This is a genomic window from Paraburkholderia phosphatilytica (genome assembly GCF_003443895.1).
Lineage (GTDB): Bacteria > Pseudomonadota > Gammaproteobacteria > Burkholderiales > Burkholderiaceae > Paraburkholderia > Paraburkholderia phosphatilytica.
This window is the reverse complement of record NZ_QQOA01000001.1, coordinates 424,249-439,122: the sequence shown is the minus strand read 5'-3', so window position 1 is coordinate 439,122 and position 14,874 is coordinate 424,249. Positions and strand designations below refer to the sequence as shown.

The 14,874-nt window shown below is 64.2% G+C and carries 15 protein-coding genes; 7 read left to right on the top strand and 8 right to left on the bottom strand.

Features of this window, described 5'->3' with window-relative positions; genetic code table 11:
• From DVS29_RS01835 to DVS29_RS01810, 6 genes are all read left to right on the top strand, one after another.
• Positions 1 to 592, top strand: a 592-nt coding sequence (locus DVS29_RS01835; protein WP_118178704.1) for an extracellular solute-binding protein, incomplete at its 5' end; no start/stop codon positions are given.
• A 108-nt stretch (positions 593 to 700) separates the two neighbouring features.
• The gene (locus tag DVS29_RS01830) at positions 701 to 1,585 is read left to right on the top strand and encodes an ABC transporter permease (protein WP_118178703.1); all 885 of its coding nucleotides are present in this window, start codon (positions 701 to 703) and stop codon (positions 1,583 to 1,585) included.
• A 1-nt stretch (position 1,586) separates the two neighbouring features.
• Complete coding sequence (locus DVS29_RS01825; protein WP_118178702.1) at positions 1,587 to 2,381, top strand: ABC transporter permease; 795 nt, start codon at positions 1,587 to 1,589, stop codon at positions 2,379 to 2,381.
• Between the two features lie 16 nt (positions 2,382 to 2,397).
• Positions 2,398 to 3,495: an ABC transporter ATP-binding protein gene (locus tag DVS29_RS01820; RefSeq protein WP_118178701.1), complete on the top strand. Its 1,098-nt coding sequence runs from the start codon at positions 2,398 to 2,400 to the stop codon at positions 3,493 to 3,495.
• 13 nt (positions 3,496 to 3,508) lie between these two features.
• Positions 3,509 to 4,252, top strand: a complete 744-nt coding sequence (locus DVS29_RS01815) for a GntR family transcriptional regulator (protein WP_118178700.1) — start codon at positions 3,509 to 3,511, stop codon at positions 4,250 to 4,252.
• 74 nt (positions 4,253 to 4,326) lie between these two features.
• A complete protein-coding gene (locus DVS29_RS01810) occupies positions 4,327 to 5,700 on the top strand; it encodes an MFS transporter (protein ID WP_118178699.1) in 1,374 nt (457 codons plus the stop codon).
• 74 nt (positions 5,701 to 5,774) lie between these two features.
• Here DVS29_RS01810 and DVS29_RS01805 read toward each other — a convergent pair whose 3' ends face one another.
• The 6 genes from DVS29_RS01805 to DVS29_RS01785 form a co-directional block, all read right to left on the bottom strand.
• Positions 5,775 to 7,259: a carbohydrate porin gene (locus DVS29_RS01805; protein WP_420816061.1), complete on the bottom strand. Its 1,485-nt coding sequence runs from the start codon at positions 7,257 to 7,259 to the stop codon at positions 5,775 to 5,777.
• Positions 7,260 to 7,910: 651 nt separating this feature from the next.
• Positions 7,911 to 8,954 carry an alpha/beta fold hydrolase gene (locus DVS29_RS01800; protein WP_118178697.1) on the bottom strand — a complete coding sequence of 348 codons (1,044 nt, stop codon included), beginning with the start codon at positions 8,952 to 8,954 and terminating at the stop codon, positions 7,911 to 7,913.
• Positions 8,955 to 9,221: 267 nt separating this feature from the next.
• On the bottom strand, positions 9,222 to 10,541 hold the full coding sequence (locus DVS29_RS01795; RefSeq protein ID WP_118178696.1) for an ATP-binding protein: 1,320 nt from the start codon (positions 10,539 to 10,541) through the stop codon (positions 9,222 to 9,224).
• Complete coding sequence (locus DVS29_RS01790) at positions 10,538 to 11,278, bottom strand: response regulator (protein ID WP_118178695.1); 741 nt, start codon at positions 11,276 to 11,278, stop codon at positions 10,538 to 10,540. The genes DVS29_RS01795 and DVS29_RS01790 overlap by 4 nt, the downstream gene beginning before the upstream one ends.
• 7 nt (positions 11,279 to 11,285) lie before the next feature.
• Positions 11,286 to 11,420 (bottom strand): hypothetical protein, encoded by a 135-nt coding sequence (locus DVS29_RS38090; protein ID WP_276314219.1) that lies wholly within the window; start codon positions 11,418 to 11,420, stop codon positions 11,286 to 11,288.
• The gene (locus DVS29_RS01785; protein WP_118178694.1) at positions 11,417 to 11,788 is read right to left on the bottom strand and encodes a GFA family protein; all 372 of its coding nucleotides are present in this window, start codon (positions 11,786 to 11,788) and stop codon (positions 11,417 to 11,419) included. The genes DVS29_RS38090 and DVS29_RS01785 overlap by 4 nt, the downstream gene beginning before the upstream one ends.
• A gap of 180 nt (positions 11,789 to 11,968) precedes the next feature.
• Between DVS29_RS01785 and solA the strand changes: the two genes are divergently transcribed.
• The gene (gene solA, locus DVS29_RS01780) at positions 11,969 to 13,135 is read left to right on the top strand and encodes an N-methyl-L-tryptophan oxidase (RefSeq protein WP_118178693.1); all 1,167 of its coding nucleotides are present in this window, start codon (positions 11,969 to 11,971) and stop codon (positions 13,133 to 13,135) included.
• Positions 13,136 to 13,170: 35 nt separating this feature from the next.
• Here solA and DVS29_RS01775 read toward each other — a convergent pair whose 3' ends face one another.
• Positions 13,171 to 14,181: a DMT family transporter gene (locus DVS29_RS01775; RefSeq protein WP_118178692.1), complete on the bottom strand. Its 1,011-nt coding sequence runs from the start codon at positions 14,179 to 14,181 to the stop codon at positions 13,171 to 13,173.
• A gap of 31 nt (positions 14,182 to 14,212) precedes the next feature.
• A complete protein-coding gene (locus tag DVS29_RS01770) occupies positions 14,213 to 14,839 on the bottom strand; it encodes a TetR/AcrR family transcriptional regulator (protein WP_118178691.1) in 627 nt (208 codons plus the stop codon).
• Positions 14,840 to 14,874: the final 35 nt, after the last annotated feature.

Genomic DNA, 14,874 nt, shown 5'->3' with positions numbered 1-14,874 from the left:
CTGGGCCGATCTGTTCGACACGAAGAAATTCCCGGGCAAGCGCACGTTCTACAAGTGGTCCGCGCCGGGCGTGCTGGAAATCGCGCTGCTCGCCGACGGCGTACCGGCCGACAAGCTCTATCCGCTCGACCTCGACCGCGCATTCAAGAAGCTCGACACGATCAAGAGCGACATCGTCTGGTGGAGCGGCGGTGCGCAGTCGCAGCAGCTGCTCGCGTCCGGCGAAGCACCGATCGGCATGTTCTGGAACGGCCGTCTGCATGCGCTGGAAGCGACCGGCGTGCCGGTGGGCATCTCGTGGAACCAGAACCTGACGGCAGCGGACATGCTGGTGGTGCCGAAGGGCGCGAAGAACCGCGCGGGTGCGATGAAGTTCCTCGCGGCGGCGACGAGCGCGCAGGCGCAGGCGAAGTTCGCGGCGGACACGGGCTACGCGCCGGTCAACGTGAAGTCGGCATCGCTGATGTCGCCGGCGGTGGCGAAGACGCTGCCCGACCAGTACAAGACCTCGCAGATCAATCTGGACATGAAATATTGGGCCGAGCATCGTGACGAGATCGCGAAGCGCTGGTACGCGTGGCAGTCGAAGTAATGCGGCAGCGATGCCGTGGGTCTGGCCGATGTGGTCTGACTACGGCATCGCGCCGGTAATGCATGAACGAGGCCGCACGTTTCGCGCGCTCGCGGCCCTGGAGTCATCATGGCTAATGCTTTGAGTACGGTCGAACAGCCCCCGGTGTCGCCGCGTCCGCGACGCCGCGACTGGCGCAGCATGCGTCTGCTCGCACCCGCGATGCTGCTGTTGCTGATCTTCTTCCTGTTGCCGGTGCTGTCGCTGTTGCTGCGCAGCGTGCTCGACCCGACACCGGGCTTGCAGAACTACGCGCAGCTGCTCGGCTCGACGACGTATCTGCGCGTATTCGGCAACACCTTTCTCGTCGCCACCGTGGTCACCGTCGTGACGCTCGTGATCGGCTTTCCGGTGGCGTGGCTGCTCGCCATCGCGCCGAAACGCGTGAGTTCGGTGCTGTTCGCGATCCTGCTGCTGTCGATGTGGACCAACCTGCTCGCACGGACCTTCGCGTGGATGGTGCTGCTGCAGCAGACGGGGCCGATCAACCGCATCCTGATGGCGCTCGGCATCATTCACGAGCCGCTCGCGCTCGTGAACAACCTGATCGGCGTGACGGTCGGTATGACCTACATCATGCTGCCGTTCCTCGTGATGCCGCTGCACGCAACGCTGCGCAGCATCGATCCTTCGACGCTGCGTGCCGCCGCGATCTGCGGCGCGGGCCGCTGGCAGGCGTTCTGGCGCATTCTCGTGCCCCTCGCGATGCCGGGTATCGCATCGGGCGCGCTGATGGTGTTCGTGATGGCGCTCGGTTACTTCGTGACGCCCGCGCTGCTCGGCGGACCGTCGTACATGATGCTCGCGGAACTCGTCGCGCAGCTGGTGCAGGAACTGCTGAACTGGGGTCTTGCCGGCGCGGCCGCGTTCGTGCTGCTCGCGGTGACGCTGACGCTGTATGCGGTGCAACTGCGCTACACAGGCGGCGCGCGCACCGCGATGGGAGGGCGCTGACATGTTGCTCGACTTCGACCGTCTCGGCGCGATGCGCTGGGTGCTGCTCGCAATCGGCGCGGCAGTGGCGCTGTTCCTGCTGTTGCCGATCGCCTTCATCGTCGCGCTGTCGTTCGGCGACTCACAGTGGCTGATCTTTCCGCCGCCGGGCTGGACGCTGCAGTGGTACCAGCAGCTCTTCACCGATTCCGGCTGGCTCAGCTCGCTGTTGACGAGCGCGAAGATCGCGGTGATCGTCACGGTGCTGTCGGTGACGATCGGCTTTCTCGCGTCGCTGGCGCTCGTGCGCGGCCGGTTCCGCGGTCGCCGTATCGTGCAGGCGTTCTTCCTCACGCCGATGGTATTGCCGGTGGTGGTGCTCGCCGTCGCGCTGTATGCGTTCTTCCTGCGCATCGGTCTGAACGGCACGCTGGTCGGCTTCGTGATCGGCCATCTGATCATCGCGCTGCCGTTCTCGATTATCGCGATCAGCAACTCGCTCGAAAGCTTCGACACCGCGCTCGAAGACGCCGCGCTGATCTGCGGCGCGAGTCCGCTCACCGTGAAGCTGCGCGTCACGCTGCCCGCGATCAAGCTGGGCCTGTTCGCCGCGGCGATCTTCTCGTTCCTCGCTTCGTGGGACGAAGTGGTCGTGTCGATCTTCATGGCGAGCCCGACGCTGCAGACGCTGCCCGTGATGATCTGGTCGACGCTGCGCCAGGACCTGACGCCCGTGATTGCGGCCGCTTCGTCGCTGCTGGTGGGGTTGACGTGTGTATTGATGCTGGCCGGCGCCGTCGTGCGCCGCGCCCGATAACCGAGGTGGATGAGCCATGACTGCCGCATTCCTGCAAATCCAGCGCCTGCGCAAGACCTATGACGACGTGGTCGCGATCGATCACGTATCGCTCGACGTGCGCAAGGGCGAATTCATGACCTTCCTCGGGCCGTCCGGCTCGGGCAAGAGCACGACGCTGTACATCGTCGCGGGCTTCCAGGAGCCGACCGAAGGGCGCGTGACGCTCGACGGCAAGCCGCTCTTGTCCGTGCCGCCGAACCGCCGCAACATCGGCATGGTGTTCCAGCGCTACACGCTGTTCCCGCATCTGACGGTGGGTGAGAACATCGCGTTTCCGCTGCGCGTGCGTCGCCGTCCCGATGCCGAGGTGAAGGACAAGGTGGAGCGGATGCTGAAGCTCGTGCACCTGTCCGAATGCCGCGACCGGATGCCGGCGCAGCTGTCGGGCGGTCAGCAGCAACGCGTGGCGATCGCTCGCGCGCTCGCCTACGATCCGCCGGTACTGCTGATGGACGAGCCGCTGTCCGCGCTCGACAAGAAACTGCGCGAGGAAATTCAGCTCGAACTGCGCCGCATCCACCAGGAAACCGGCGTGACGATCCTGTACGTGACGCACGACCAGGAAGAAGCGCTGCGACTGTCGGACCGCATCGCGGTGTTCAACAAAGGACGCATCGAGCAGGTGGGCAGCGGCGAGGAGCTGTACGCGAATCCGGCGTCGAAGTTCGTCGCGAGCTTCATCGGCAACTCGAACTTCCTGCCGATCCGCATGACGGCGAATGGCGGCGAACGCGCGCAGGCCGTGTTCCCGAACGGGCGCATGGTGGAGAGCGCCACCTTTAATTCCGCGCTGGCCGCGGGCGACGATGGCACGCTGATGATCCGTCCGGAACTGATGCGGCTGCGCTCGCAGCAGGATGCGAACGGCCACGCAGAGTCGATGCTGCCGGTCACCGTGCGCGATATCACGTATCTCGGCGATTCGATGCATTACGCTGTTTCCACGCCGTGGCAGCAGGAGATCGCGATCCGGATGCCGGCCGCACACCGGCACGACAGCGGCCTCGCGATCGGCGCGGAAGCGCTGGTGGAATGGGACGTGCGCGACGCGCATCTGTTCGCGCAGGCTTGACGGATGGCATGACATGAACGGACCGGTGCCTTCGCTTAAAGTCGAGCGTCGCGCGACGACGCTGCGCGAACTCGCGCTCGACAAGATGCGGGAAGCGATTCTGAACTCGCACTTTCACCCGGGCGAACGGCTCGTTGAACGCGCGTTGTGTGTGGAGCTCGGCGTGAGTCGAACGGTGGTGCGCGAAGTGTTGCGGCACCTCGAAACCGAAGGGCTGATCGACAACGTGCCGCATCAAGGACCCGTCGTCGCGACGCTCGATGCGCAGACCGCGCAGCAGATCTACGAGATTCGTGCGTTGCTGGAAGGCGACGCCGCGATGGCCTGCGCGCACAACGCGCGGCCCGCGCTCGTTTCGAAGCTGGCGTTGTGCATCTCGCGCATCGAACGTGCGTTCTCGCTGCAGGATCACCGTACCGTGCTCGAACAGACGGGCGCGTTCTACGAGTGCATGTTCGAAGGCGGCGGCAAGAGCGTGGCGTGGGAGATCGTGCAGACGCTGAACGCGCGCATCAACCGGCTGCGCGCGCTGACCATCGCCACCGACGATCGCGGCAGCCAGGCGGTTGCCGAGATGAACCGCATACTCGACGCGATCCGCGCGCACGATGGGCCGGGCGCGCAGGCCGCGGCGCACGCGCACGTGCAGCGCGTCGCGGAGATCATCGCGCGGCAGATCGAAGATACGGCGGTGCAGGTGCCGCTTCCTGACGGGTCAATTGGTGGCGCGATCGGCGGCGAAGAACAGACGCATTGAACGGGCACGAGCCCGGGCGATTCATTTCCGCGGGCATCGAGGCTGCACAACAAGACGAATCAGGGAGCCTTACGATGAGTGCATCGCCCACCGCTGGTGACAACGCGCTGCCCGCTAAATCGATCGATGCCGCGCATGAGTGGCAGCATGCTGCGTCCATTCCCGCGGCGCTGACGTGGCGCGTGGTCGGCATCTGTCTGTTCATGATCTTCGTGGAAGGCTACGACGTCGGCATCTACGGCGCGGTGCTGCCGACGCTGACGCATGGCACGGGCTGGGTGCTCTCCGAACTGCAACTGGGCGCGATCGCGAGCTGCTCGCTGGCCGGCATGATGATCGGCGCGATGGGCGCGGGCACGCTGAGCGATCTGCTCGGACGGCGCACGATGCTGCTCGCGAGCGTCGGGCTGTTCTCACTGATGATGGGCGCGGCCGCGCTTGCGCCATCGCCTGGCTGGTTCGCGGCGTTTCGCGTGATCGGTGGTCTCGGGCTTGGCGGCGTGATTCCCACCGCGGCTGCGTTGACCGTCGAGTATTCGCCGCCTGCGCGACGCTCGTTCAACTATGCGCTGATCTACACCGGCTATTCGATTGGCGGCGTGCTGGTCGCGCTGGTGGCGATGTTCTGGCTGCCGGTGCATGGATGGCGGCTGCTGTTTGGTATTGGCGCGGTGCCGTCGATCGCGCTGCCATTCGTCGCGCGGTGTGTGCCGGAGTCGCTGCAGTTTCTGCTCGCGCAGCGGCGTTTCGGCGAGGCGCGGGAGACGGCCGCGCGGTTCGGTATCACGCGTTTGAATGTGGATGCGATAGGCGATGGTGGTGGCGGTTCGCCACAGAACACCGCGCCGCGCGGTATTCAACCCGTGCGCGCACTGTTCGAACCTTCGCATCTGCGCGCAACGCTCGCGTTCTGGCTGGCGATGTTCATGGGCCTGTTGCTGTTGTATGGGCTCAGCACGTGGCTGCCGCAGCTGATGCGCAAGTCCGGCTTTCCGCTCGGATCGAGCCTGAGTCTGCTGCTGACGCTCAACGTGACGGCGGCGGTCGGTTCGCTGGCGGGCGGCGCGGTGGCCGATCGGTTTGGGTCGAAGGTCGTGGTCAGTACGCTCTATCTGCTGGCGGGCGCCAGTTTGTGTGCGCTGGCCGGCGCGCATGGGCAGATCGAGACGTATGTGCTGGTCGGTATCGCGGGGCTGGGGTCGATCGGCAACACGATGCTGCTCGGCGCGTATATCACACGCTACTACCCGCCGCACAATCGCGCGACGGGTATTGGATGGGCATTGGGTGTCGGGCGTTTTGGCGCGATCGCGGGGCCGTTGATTGGCGGTGCGCTCGCGCAATCGCATGCGCCGCTGCCGTGGAATTTTCATGTGTTCGCGGTGGCGGGTGTGCTGGCGGCGGGGGCGGTGTGTCTGGTGCCTGCAAGGGGGGACGGGCGGCTTTGAGGGGGGCACGTTGCAACGCACTTTAACTGTCGATGCACCACGCTTTGCGATTCCATCAAACGCTCACGCCCACCTCAAAACGCAACCACCGTCCGCAGCCCAACCACCGCCTCATTCCCAATCCGTTGCGACGGATTGTCCGGATTCGGAATACCGCCTGACGGACTGAACACATACTGGAAGTCCGCCTGCAGTTGCCACCACGGCGCGACCTGATACTGATAGGTCGCTTCGACCACTGTCTCTGCACTGCGTGACGGATAGCCTGGCGTGTACTGCGCCGCGTTGCTCGCGTAATCCTGTGCGTGCGAGCCGATATGCGCATAGCCGACCGCGATGCCCACCACGTCGTTGTCGCGGCCCTTGAACGGCGCCTTCAGCGTCACGCCCGCATTGACGGCGAGATCGACGAGGTTGCGATCGCCCGGCGCGTCCATCACGCGCGCGAACACGCCCACCGATTGCGGACTGTCCGCACTCGGGCGCCACACCATCTGATCGGCCACTGCATAGACGCTGTAGTCGCCATGACGGCTCGCGGGAGTGCCGGTGCTCGCGGGATTCGCAAGCGACAGGCCAGTGTTGTCCACACCCTGGTCCGCGAAGCGGTTGCTGTTGTACCAGAAGCCCAGCTTGTAGGTGCCGGGCAGGCCAGCCGACTTCGGATCCGACGGATTCGCGGGCGGTGGGTTGATCGCGTACTGCACTTCGCCGATCACGAGCGCGCCGTTGTGCAGATTGAAGTTCGTGCCGCTCGCATTCAGCTTCTGCGGATTCCCGACACCGGGCGCGGGATTGCCGTCGAACACGCCGCCGAGCACTGTGATCGCATCGGTGGGCGTGGCGCGCAGCCGGATGCCGAGCGACGACAGCGGATACGCAGGGCCGCCCGCCGGCAGATCGACGGACGGCAGTACCGACCAGCCGAACGTCCCATTCATGAACGTGCCCGCGTACTGGCTCACCATGAATTCCTGATCGAGACTCTGCTGGCCGATCTTCACGTCGACCTTGCCATCGAATAGCGACTGCTGGTACCACAGTTCCCAGAGCCGCGTTGTCGCGTCCGCTTCTGTACCCGTCGCGGTTTGAAGCGTATCGAGGTCGCGCGTGCTCAGGTTCGTGCCGTGAATCTGAAAGGCCGACACGTTGAACACGCCGCCGGGCAATCCGAACGCCTTCTGCGTGTCGATACCCAGGCCGAGCTGCGTGACGCCGTCATAGGCCCCCCCGCGATGAACGCCGCCTGACAGGTTGTTCAGGTATTCGCTGGTTTCCTGCAAGCCGAATGTCACACCGAAATTGCCGAGCCACGGGCGCAGGGCGCCCATATCGCCGAGCAGGTTCGAACGCTCCCAGAAGCCGGTCGGCGCAGCGGCCGGCTGATCAGCTGGTGCTTGACCGGCAGGCGCTTCGGTTTGCGGCGCGGGTTGAGCAGGAGCTGTATCGCTGTTCGTCTGTGCAAAGGCAGACGGCACGATGCCGACCGACAGCAGGACGGTCAGCGATAGCGGGCCGCCCGTCGCGAACAGCATGGTTTTAAGTTTGTTCTTCATGATGAGTGGGGGCTGAGTTTTTGTGGAAATGAATCTGCGTTTATGGGTCAATCAAACGCTCGCCGCGTGACGAGACAATTATTCGGTTTCCTTTTTTGTCGTACTGCGCGAAGACGAGCTCAAGCAAAACCGGCGAGACGCGCTCGCGAAACCTTGTGAAGAAATTGACGAACGTGACGACCCCCGTCCAGTCCGGCCATCGGCCGAACGACGTGCAAACGCGACGACACCTCGCAGGCGAAGCTGCGGACAGCGGTCGTTGCAAACGAACAGAGGAAGCGTGCTGCTGAAAGACCGGCTTTCGCCAGTCAGTGTTGAAGCGCGCTAACCCGACTCAGGCGAGTTAGCGGCGAAGGCGTGAACCTGCGTCGGCTAGCTCGCGATAGCATGGCCGGCGTCTGCCGGCACGGAACTGCTACTACCAGAGCATGTGTCCACGAGGGACTCCTTTCGATGAGACGGGCGGATTGTATTCGGCGTGCGTGCGTAAGCGCAAGTAAAAATTTTAGCGTGTGATATCGCAGTCCGAACCTTTTCGAAAGGGACCTGACAGCGGTGCCATGTGTCAGGTCTCATCGAGTCATGCTGGCTTACGTCCGCGTTTCACGTGGGAATCATGCAGCAAGTTTCGCGTTGCCTGTTCGTAGGGCGCATTCACCCCTTCGCGACATCGATCACCGCATCCGCGAACGCGCGCGGCGCTTCCTGCGGCAGGTTGTGTCCGATACCGCCCGTCAACGTGCGGTGCGCATACTTGCCAGTGAACTTGCTCGCATACGCGGAAGGCTGCGGATGCGGCGCGCCGTTCGCATCGCCCTCCATCGTGATGGTCGGCACGCTGATCGCAGGTGAGGTGGCGAGGCGCTGTTCGAGCGCATCATATTTCGATTCGCCCTTCACCAGCCCGAGCCGCCAGCGGTAGTTGTGAATCGTGATCGCGACGTGATCGGGGTTCTGCAGCGCTTGCGCGGAACGCTCGAACGTCGCGTCGTCGAAGTTCCATTTCGGCGAGGCAGTGTGCCAGATGAGCTTCGCGAAATCATGACGGTTGGCTTCGTAGCCGCGCACGCCGCGCTCGGTCGCGAAGTAGAACTGATACCACCACGCGAGTTCGGCTTGCGGCGGCAACGGCGCCTGGTTCGCCTGCTGGCTGCCGATCAGATAGCCGCTCACCGAAACCAGCGCGCGGCAGCGTTCGGGCCACAGCGCGGCGATGATGTCGGCGGTTCTCGCGCCCCAGTCGAAGCCGGCGATCACCGCGCTTTGAATCTTCATCGCATCCATGAACGCGATGATGTCGACGGCGACCACGGCCTGCTGGCCGTTGCGCGGCGTTTTATCGGACACGAAGCGGGTGGTGCCGTAGCCGCGCAGCCAGGGCACCAGCACGCGGTAGCCGGCGGCCGCGAGCATCGGCGCGACGTCGACGAAGCTGTAGATGTCGTACGGCCAGCCATGCAGCAGGATGACCGGCGGGCCGTCGCTCGGGCCGACTTCCGCGTAGCCGATGTCGAGCACGCCGGCGCGAATCTGCTTGAGTGCCGCGAACGATGTATTCGACGACGCGCCACCGTTGGCCGCAGCATTCGTCTGCGCGTTGGCCAGTCCGCTCAAGCCCAGTTCGAGCGCGGCGATGCTGGCGGCGGCAGCGCTCACGCCCAGAAGACGGCGGCGGCGCGGATTCTCGATGTCTTGCATGATGGACACTCCTGTTCCTGTTCGAATGATTGGATGAGTCTGATGAATGACACGCGCCGTGGGTTCGAAACGAGTCGTTGCGCGTGTGAAGACATTACATACGCCCGATGTATCCGGGTTATGTACAGCGAGGGGTGCGAGTGTGTTCTGCTGTGTCCGCCGCGTCGCTCGATACATTGAGATACATGCGCCGACGCGGCAGCGCTGACGCAGTGTAGACGCAGCGCCCAGGCAGTCCCCGCGCGATGCGATGCCGATTGGGTTTTGTCAGCGCAGCTTGTTGAAGACGACGCGTGCTTCGAGTCCGCCGCCCGTGCGGTTGCGCAGCGTGAGGGTGGCGTCGAGCGCCTGCGCGAGTTGTCGAGCGATCGCGAGGCCGAGGCCCGTGCCGCCCGTTTCGCGATTGCGCGATTTCTCGAGCCGCACGAAGGGCTCGAAGACGGTTTCGAGTGAATCTTCCGGAATGCCCGGACCGCGATCGAGCACGGCGATCGACACCTGCTCGTCCGAGAGGCGCTTCACCTCGATCTCCGCGGCGCCCGAAAATTTGAGCGCGTTGTCGATCAGGTTGGTGAAGAGGCGCCGCAACGACTGCGGACGCGTCGTGACCGACGTGCCGATCGTGCCGCGACAGGTGACCTGCTGACCTGCATCCACGTAATCGCAGACCATGCTGTCCAGCAGCGCGTCGGGATCGACGCGGCTCGACTTCTCGAGCGTGCCGTGCATCGTGCGCGCATAGGTCACGCCTTCCTTTACGAGCGCTTCCATCTCGCGCAGATCCTGTTGCAGCTTCGCGCTCTCCGGTATGTCGTCCATCACGTCGAGCCGCAGCCGCATGCGCGTGATCGGCGTCTGCAGATCGTGCGAGATCGACGACAGAATCTGCATGCGCTCGGTCATGTATGTCTTGATGCGGTCCTGCATCGCGTTGAACGCCTTCGCCGCACGCGCCACTTCGGACGGCCCGCTTTCCTGCAGACGATCGGCCTTCAGGTCCGGGCCCAGCGTATCCGCGGCGCGCGCGAGTTGATCGAGCGGCCGGGTCGCGACGCGCACTGCGAGCCAGCAGCACACTGCGAGCACCGTCAGTTGCAGCACCAGCACGACGGGCAGCCACGGCGACAGCGGAATCGACGGCATCGGCCGCATGTCGATCGTGAGCGGCGTGCCGTCGCTGAGCGTCAGATGCACCTGCAGCCGTTCGCGATCGCCGGGCACCGCGTTCGCGGTGACGTGATACTGATCGCCGATGCCAGCAGTCACGGCTTCTTCGACGCGTTTCGACAGACGCGCGCCGGGCGGCGTGCCGGGAATACCGGTGCCGAGCACGAACTGATAGCTGCGCCGCGCGAGCTTCGGTATCCATACCGCGCGCTGATCGGGCGGCAGATGGTCGAGCAGCGCGACCGAGCTTGCCACCTCGCGCTCGATGTAGCCCATCATCACGTCGCGCGTGGCGTCGTCGCGCTCGGTCAACGTGAGCCAGAACGACAGCGCCTGCGCGACCGCGAGGCCGATGCAGAGAATCAGGCTCAACCGCGCGAACAGCGTGCGCGGCCAACGCCAGGCGGGCAGCGTGCTCATGGCGGGTTGTCGCGCATCTCGACCGACGACGAGAACACGTAGCCTTCGTTGCGCAGCGTCTTGATGTAGCGCGGCTCGCGCGCGTCATCCTGCAGACGTTGGCGCAGACGGCTGACCAGCAGATCGATGGAGCGGTCGAACGCGTCGGCCTGACGGCCCTGGGTGAGATTCAGCAGTTGATCGCGTGTTAGCACGCGCTGCGGATGATCGAGGAACACGCGCAGCAGCCGGTATTCCGCGCCGCTCAGTGCAACCACGGTGCCTTCGGCGTCGAGCAGATGGCGCGCGGTGGTGTCGAGCTTCCAGTCGCCGAACACGAGCATCGGTGCCGAGTCCGCGACCTGCATGCCGGGCGGCAGCATCCGCGTGCGGCGCAGCACCGAGCGGATGCGTGCGAACAGCTCGCGCACGGCGAACGGCTTCGCCAGGTAGTCGTCGGCGCCCATCTCGAGCCCGACGATGCGATCGGTTTCTTCGCTGCGCGCCGTGAGCATCAGCACCGGCACCGTGCGGAACTTGCCTGCACGCAGCTCGCGGCACAGCACGAGGCCGTCGTCGCCGGGCAGCATCAGGTCCAGCACGATCAGGTCGGGCGCGCCGTACTCGAGCGCGGCGCGCATTTCGCGGCCGTTCGCGGCGAGCGATACCCGCATGCCGTTCTTTTCCAGATACTGGGCAAGCAGTTCGCGAATGCCGCGATCGTCGTCGACGATCAGCACATGGTCGGGTTTGTCCATCGCCGCATCATACCCTTCGACGTTTTGCACTGGAGCACGTCTCCGTTGCCAGTAGTCCGCAAGGCGATGCGTGCGCGCCTTCCGCCTGCTCGGTCAGCGAGCCGCCCAGCAACAGCGCGACGATGAAGAGCAGGCGCTTCATGCGTCGCTCACGACCGACAGGCTCGCGCCATCCGACAGACCCGCTTCCACGGTGTACGGATCGACGTCTTCGAGGCAGCCGAGATTCACGCGCCACCGCGTCGGGTCCTTGCGCGTCTGATGGAACGGATAGATGCCGCAGTGCTTGCAGAAGTAGTGCTTCGCCACGCGCGTGTTGAACTGGTACAGCGTGAGCGCCTCTTCGCCGCTGAGAACGTGAAGGTCTTCCTTCGCGACCATCGGCGACATCAGCGCGCCCTTGCGGCGGCACAGGCTGCAGTTGCAGCGCGAAGCCGGCGTGAGCCCGGTGCGTACCTCGAAGGTGACGGCGCCGCAGTGGCAGGAACCGCGCAGTGTGTCTTGACCCATGCTCTTTCTCCGCTTGAACGATGGATGCTTTATAGCGCAAGTCGGCGTGCCGTTTGTATCGCCATGTATCTAAGCGACCACGCGATACAGACAATTGCACGAATGTGCGCGAAAGCGGGAGGCGGCGGGGAATAGCAGGTATTCTGGACGTACTGAATTCGCTTCCCACAAGGCCCGCCTATGTCAGATCAGACCATGCACGACCGCAGCTTCGACACGTTGATCATCGGTGCGGGTTCGATGGGGATGGCCGCCGGCTATTACCTGAGCAAAGCGGGCCACAAGGTGCTGCTGCTTGACGCGCACAGTCCGCCTCACGAACACGGCGCGCACCATGGCGGCACTCGCCTGATTCGTCATGCGTATGGCGAAGGCGCCGCGTATGTGCCGCTGGCGTTGCGCGCGCAGCAGCTGTGGCTCGAACTCGAGCAGGCGGCGGGCGCGAAAGTCTTCGCGCGTACCGGTGTCGTCAACATCGGGTCGGGCGCGAGTCCGTTCGTGCGCGAAGTGCAGCGCAGCGCGGTGCAGTACGGGCTGTCCGTGGAATTCATGAACGGTGACGAGGCGAGCCGTCGCTGGCCCGCATGGCGTTTGCCTGCGGAATACCTGGTTGGCTTCGAGGCCGATGCCGGCGTGCTGTTTTGCGAGGAGGCCGTCAGAAGCTATCGCCGTCTCGCTATCGCGCTTGGCGCTACGCTGGCGGCCGATACGCCTGTCAGTCGCATCGAGGTACAGGGCGACAGCGGTGTCAGCGTCGTGACCGCGCGCGGCGAACGCTTCACGGGCCGCGATCTGATCGTCTGCGCGGGCAAGCGCACGCCCGCGCTGCTCGAACCGTTTGGTGTGCGTTTGCCGGTCACGCGCATGCGAAAAACCTTCGCGTGGTTCGACGGATCACCGAACCTTTTTGCGCCCGGTCCCATGAGCGCTTTCGCGTTCGCGTCGGAGACGGGCCAGTACTACGGCTTTCCCGATCTGGATGGCGCGGGCCTGAAGCTCGGTCGCCACGATGGCGGCCAGCCGGTCGATGCCGATGCGCCGCTCGTGCCGTTCGGCGACGAGCCCGACGATCTGCCCGAACTCGAACGTTTCCTGCGCGAGTACCTGCCGGATGCCGGCGCGCTGCGCGTCGGCCGGGTCTGCGAATACGACGTGACGCCGGACGAGCACTTCATCGTCGATTGCATCGCGGCGTGCCCACGCGTTCACATCGCGACGGGCTTCTCGGGGCACGGCTTCAAGTTCGCCAGCTCGATCGGCGAAGCGCTCGCTCAGCGCATCGTATCGGGCGGGAGCCGGCTGGATCTATCGCTGTTCGGGCTCGCACGGTTTGGCGAGGGTGGTTGAGCTGACGCGAGCGATTCGGGCGCGAGGCACAAAGCTTATGCGGTCGCGCGTTGGTGTCGCTTTGCGCGCCGCCGAACAAAGACGTTGTTCAGAACGAGCGCCAGGCAGGTGACACCCGCGCCAGCGATCTGTGCGTGCTGCGGAATCACCCCCGTCAGCGAGGAAACCGTGAACGCCGTGACGGGTAACACGTCCATGAACAGCACGCCGTTGAGCGGCGTGAGGATCCGGTTGCCCATGTTCCAGAGCAGAATCGCCACGAAGCCCGCAACCGGACCCATATACAGCAGGTGAGGCGCGATTGCCGCCAGTTGCGATGCCGATGGCACCGGAACGACGCCGAGCGCGAACAGCAGCGCATTCACGCCGAAGATCGTCGTCAGGCCGAGCCATATCGTCAGCGTGGTGTACTTCAACGCGGACCATCGCTTGAAGCGCGACGCACTGAACGTGTAGATCACCCAGCACAGCGCACCGACGAGTATCAACACATTCGCGGCATAGTGCTGCGGCTCGTGTAACGCGGCGCCCAGGTCGCCCTTTGTCACCACCAACGAAACACCCGTGAACGACATCAGGATAAACAGCATTGAGAGCACGGGCGGCAGACTCTTGTGCACGATCGCGTTCACGATGACGCCCATCATCGGCTGGGTTGCCATCATGATCGAAGCGGTCAATGCGCCTTGGGGCCCCGCGAGTTGTTGACCGAGAAACACGAACGAACCGAATCCGCAAAAGCCGATCGATCCCAATAGCCAGGCGAGCGCCAGCGATTCTCCATCAGCGCGTAGTGCATCCTTGCCCTCCTTGATCCGTAGCAGGACGAGAAACGCGAGACCTGCAATCAGATACCGCAGCGATGTGAACGTGAACGGATCGATGTGCGTCAGCGCGTTGGTCATCACTGGAAACATGATGCCTAGCAATACCGTAGCGCCCACGCAAAACGCGACCCCTTTCGCATACCTGTCGTGCTTCGGGACATTCGCCTGCAGCGCGTCGCGACACGCGGACGTCAGCGAAGAACCTGTTGGTGAATTCATGACTGATCGTTCCAGAAATAGGAAAAAATTTTTAGATCAGCGCTCGCATGGTCATGTCGACGACCGAGACGAGATCGCTTTCACTGACATTCACCTTTCCAAGCACTCGCAAGCCCTGGATGACACACAGCAGAAACTGGCTGACCGCATGCTCGTCGAGCGTCGAGTCGAATTTGCCTGCCTCTTGCCCACGGACTACGGCGGCGGCGAGGTGAGCGGCGATGCGTTGCAACGTCGATTCGACGTGTTGGCGCAAGACCTCGTCAGCGGGCAGCAATTCGATCGCAGTGTTGGTGATGAAGCATCCGTGTCGTCCCGACAGCTTTGCCGCGACCTTGGTGTAGTGAAGTAGCGCCTGGCGCAAGGCCTGGTCGGGGGGAAGGCTGCCTTCGAGCTTTTCCTTCAGACGAGCGACCGCACCTTCCGCGTACTGGTCGAAGGCCGCAACCAGCAGGCCATGCTTGTCGCCGAACGTGCTATACAGGCTGGCGCGAAAGAGGCCTGTCGACTTGCACAGCGTTTCTATCGACGTAGCGTTGTAACCCTGCTCCCAGAACACGCGCCCGGCTGCACGCGTGACTTCGTCGATGTCGAATTCGCGTGGCCGGCCCCGGTCGGGGGACACGATTGCTGGTTCGGAGCGGGCGGTTCGTCTCATGGTGAAACGATATTAAGACTGATCATTCTATAAAT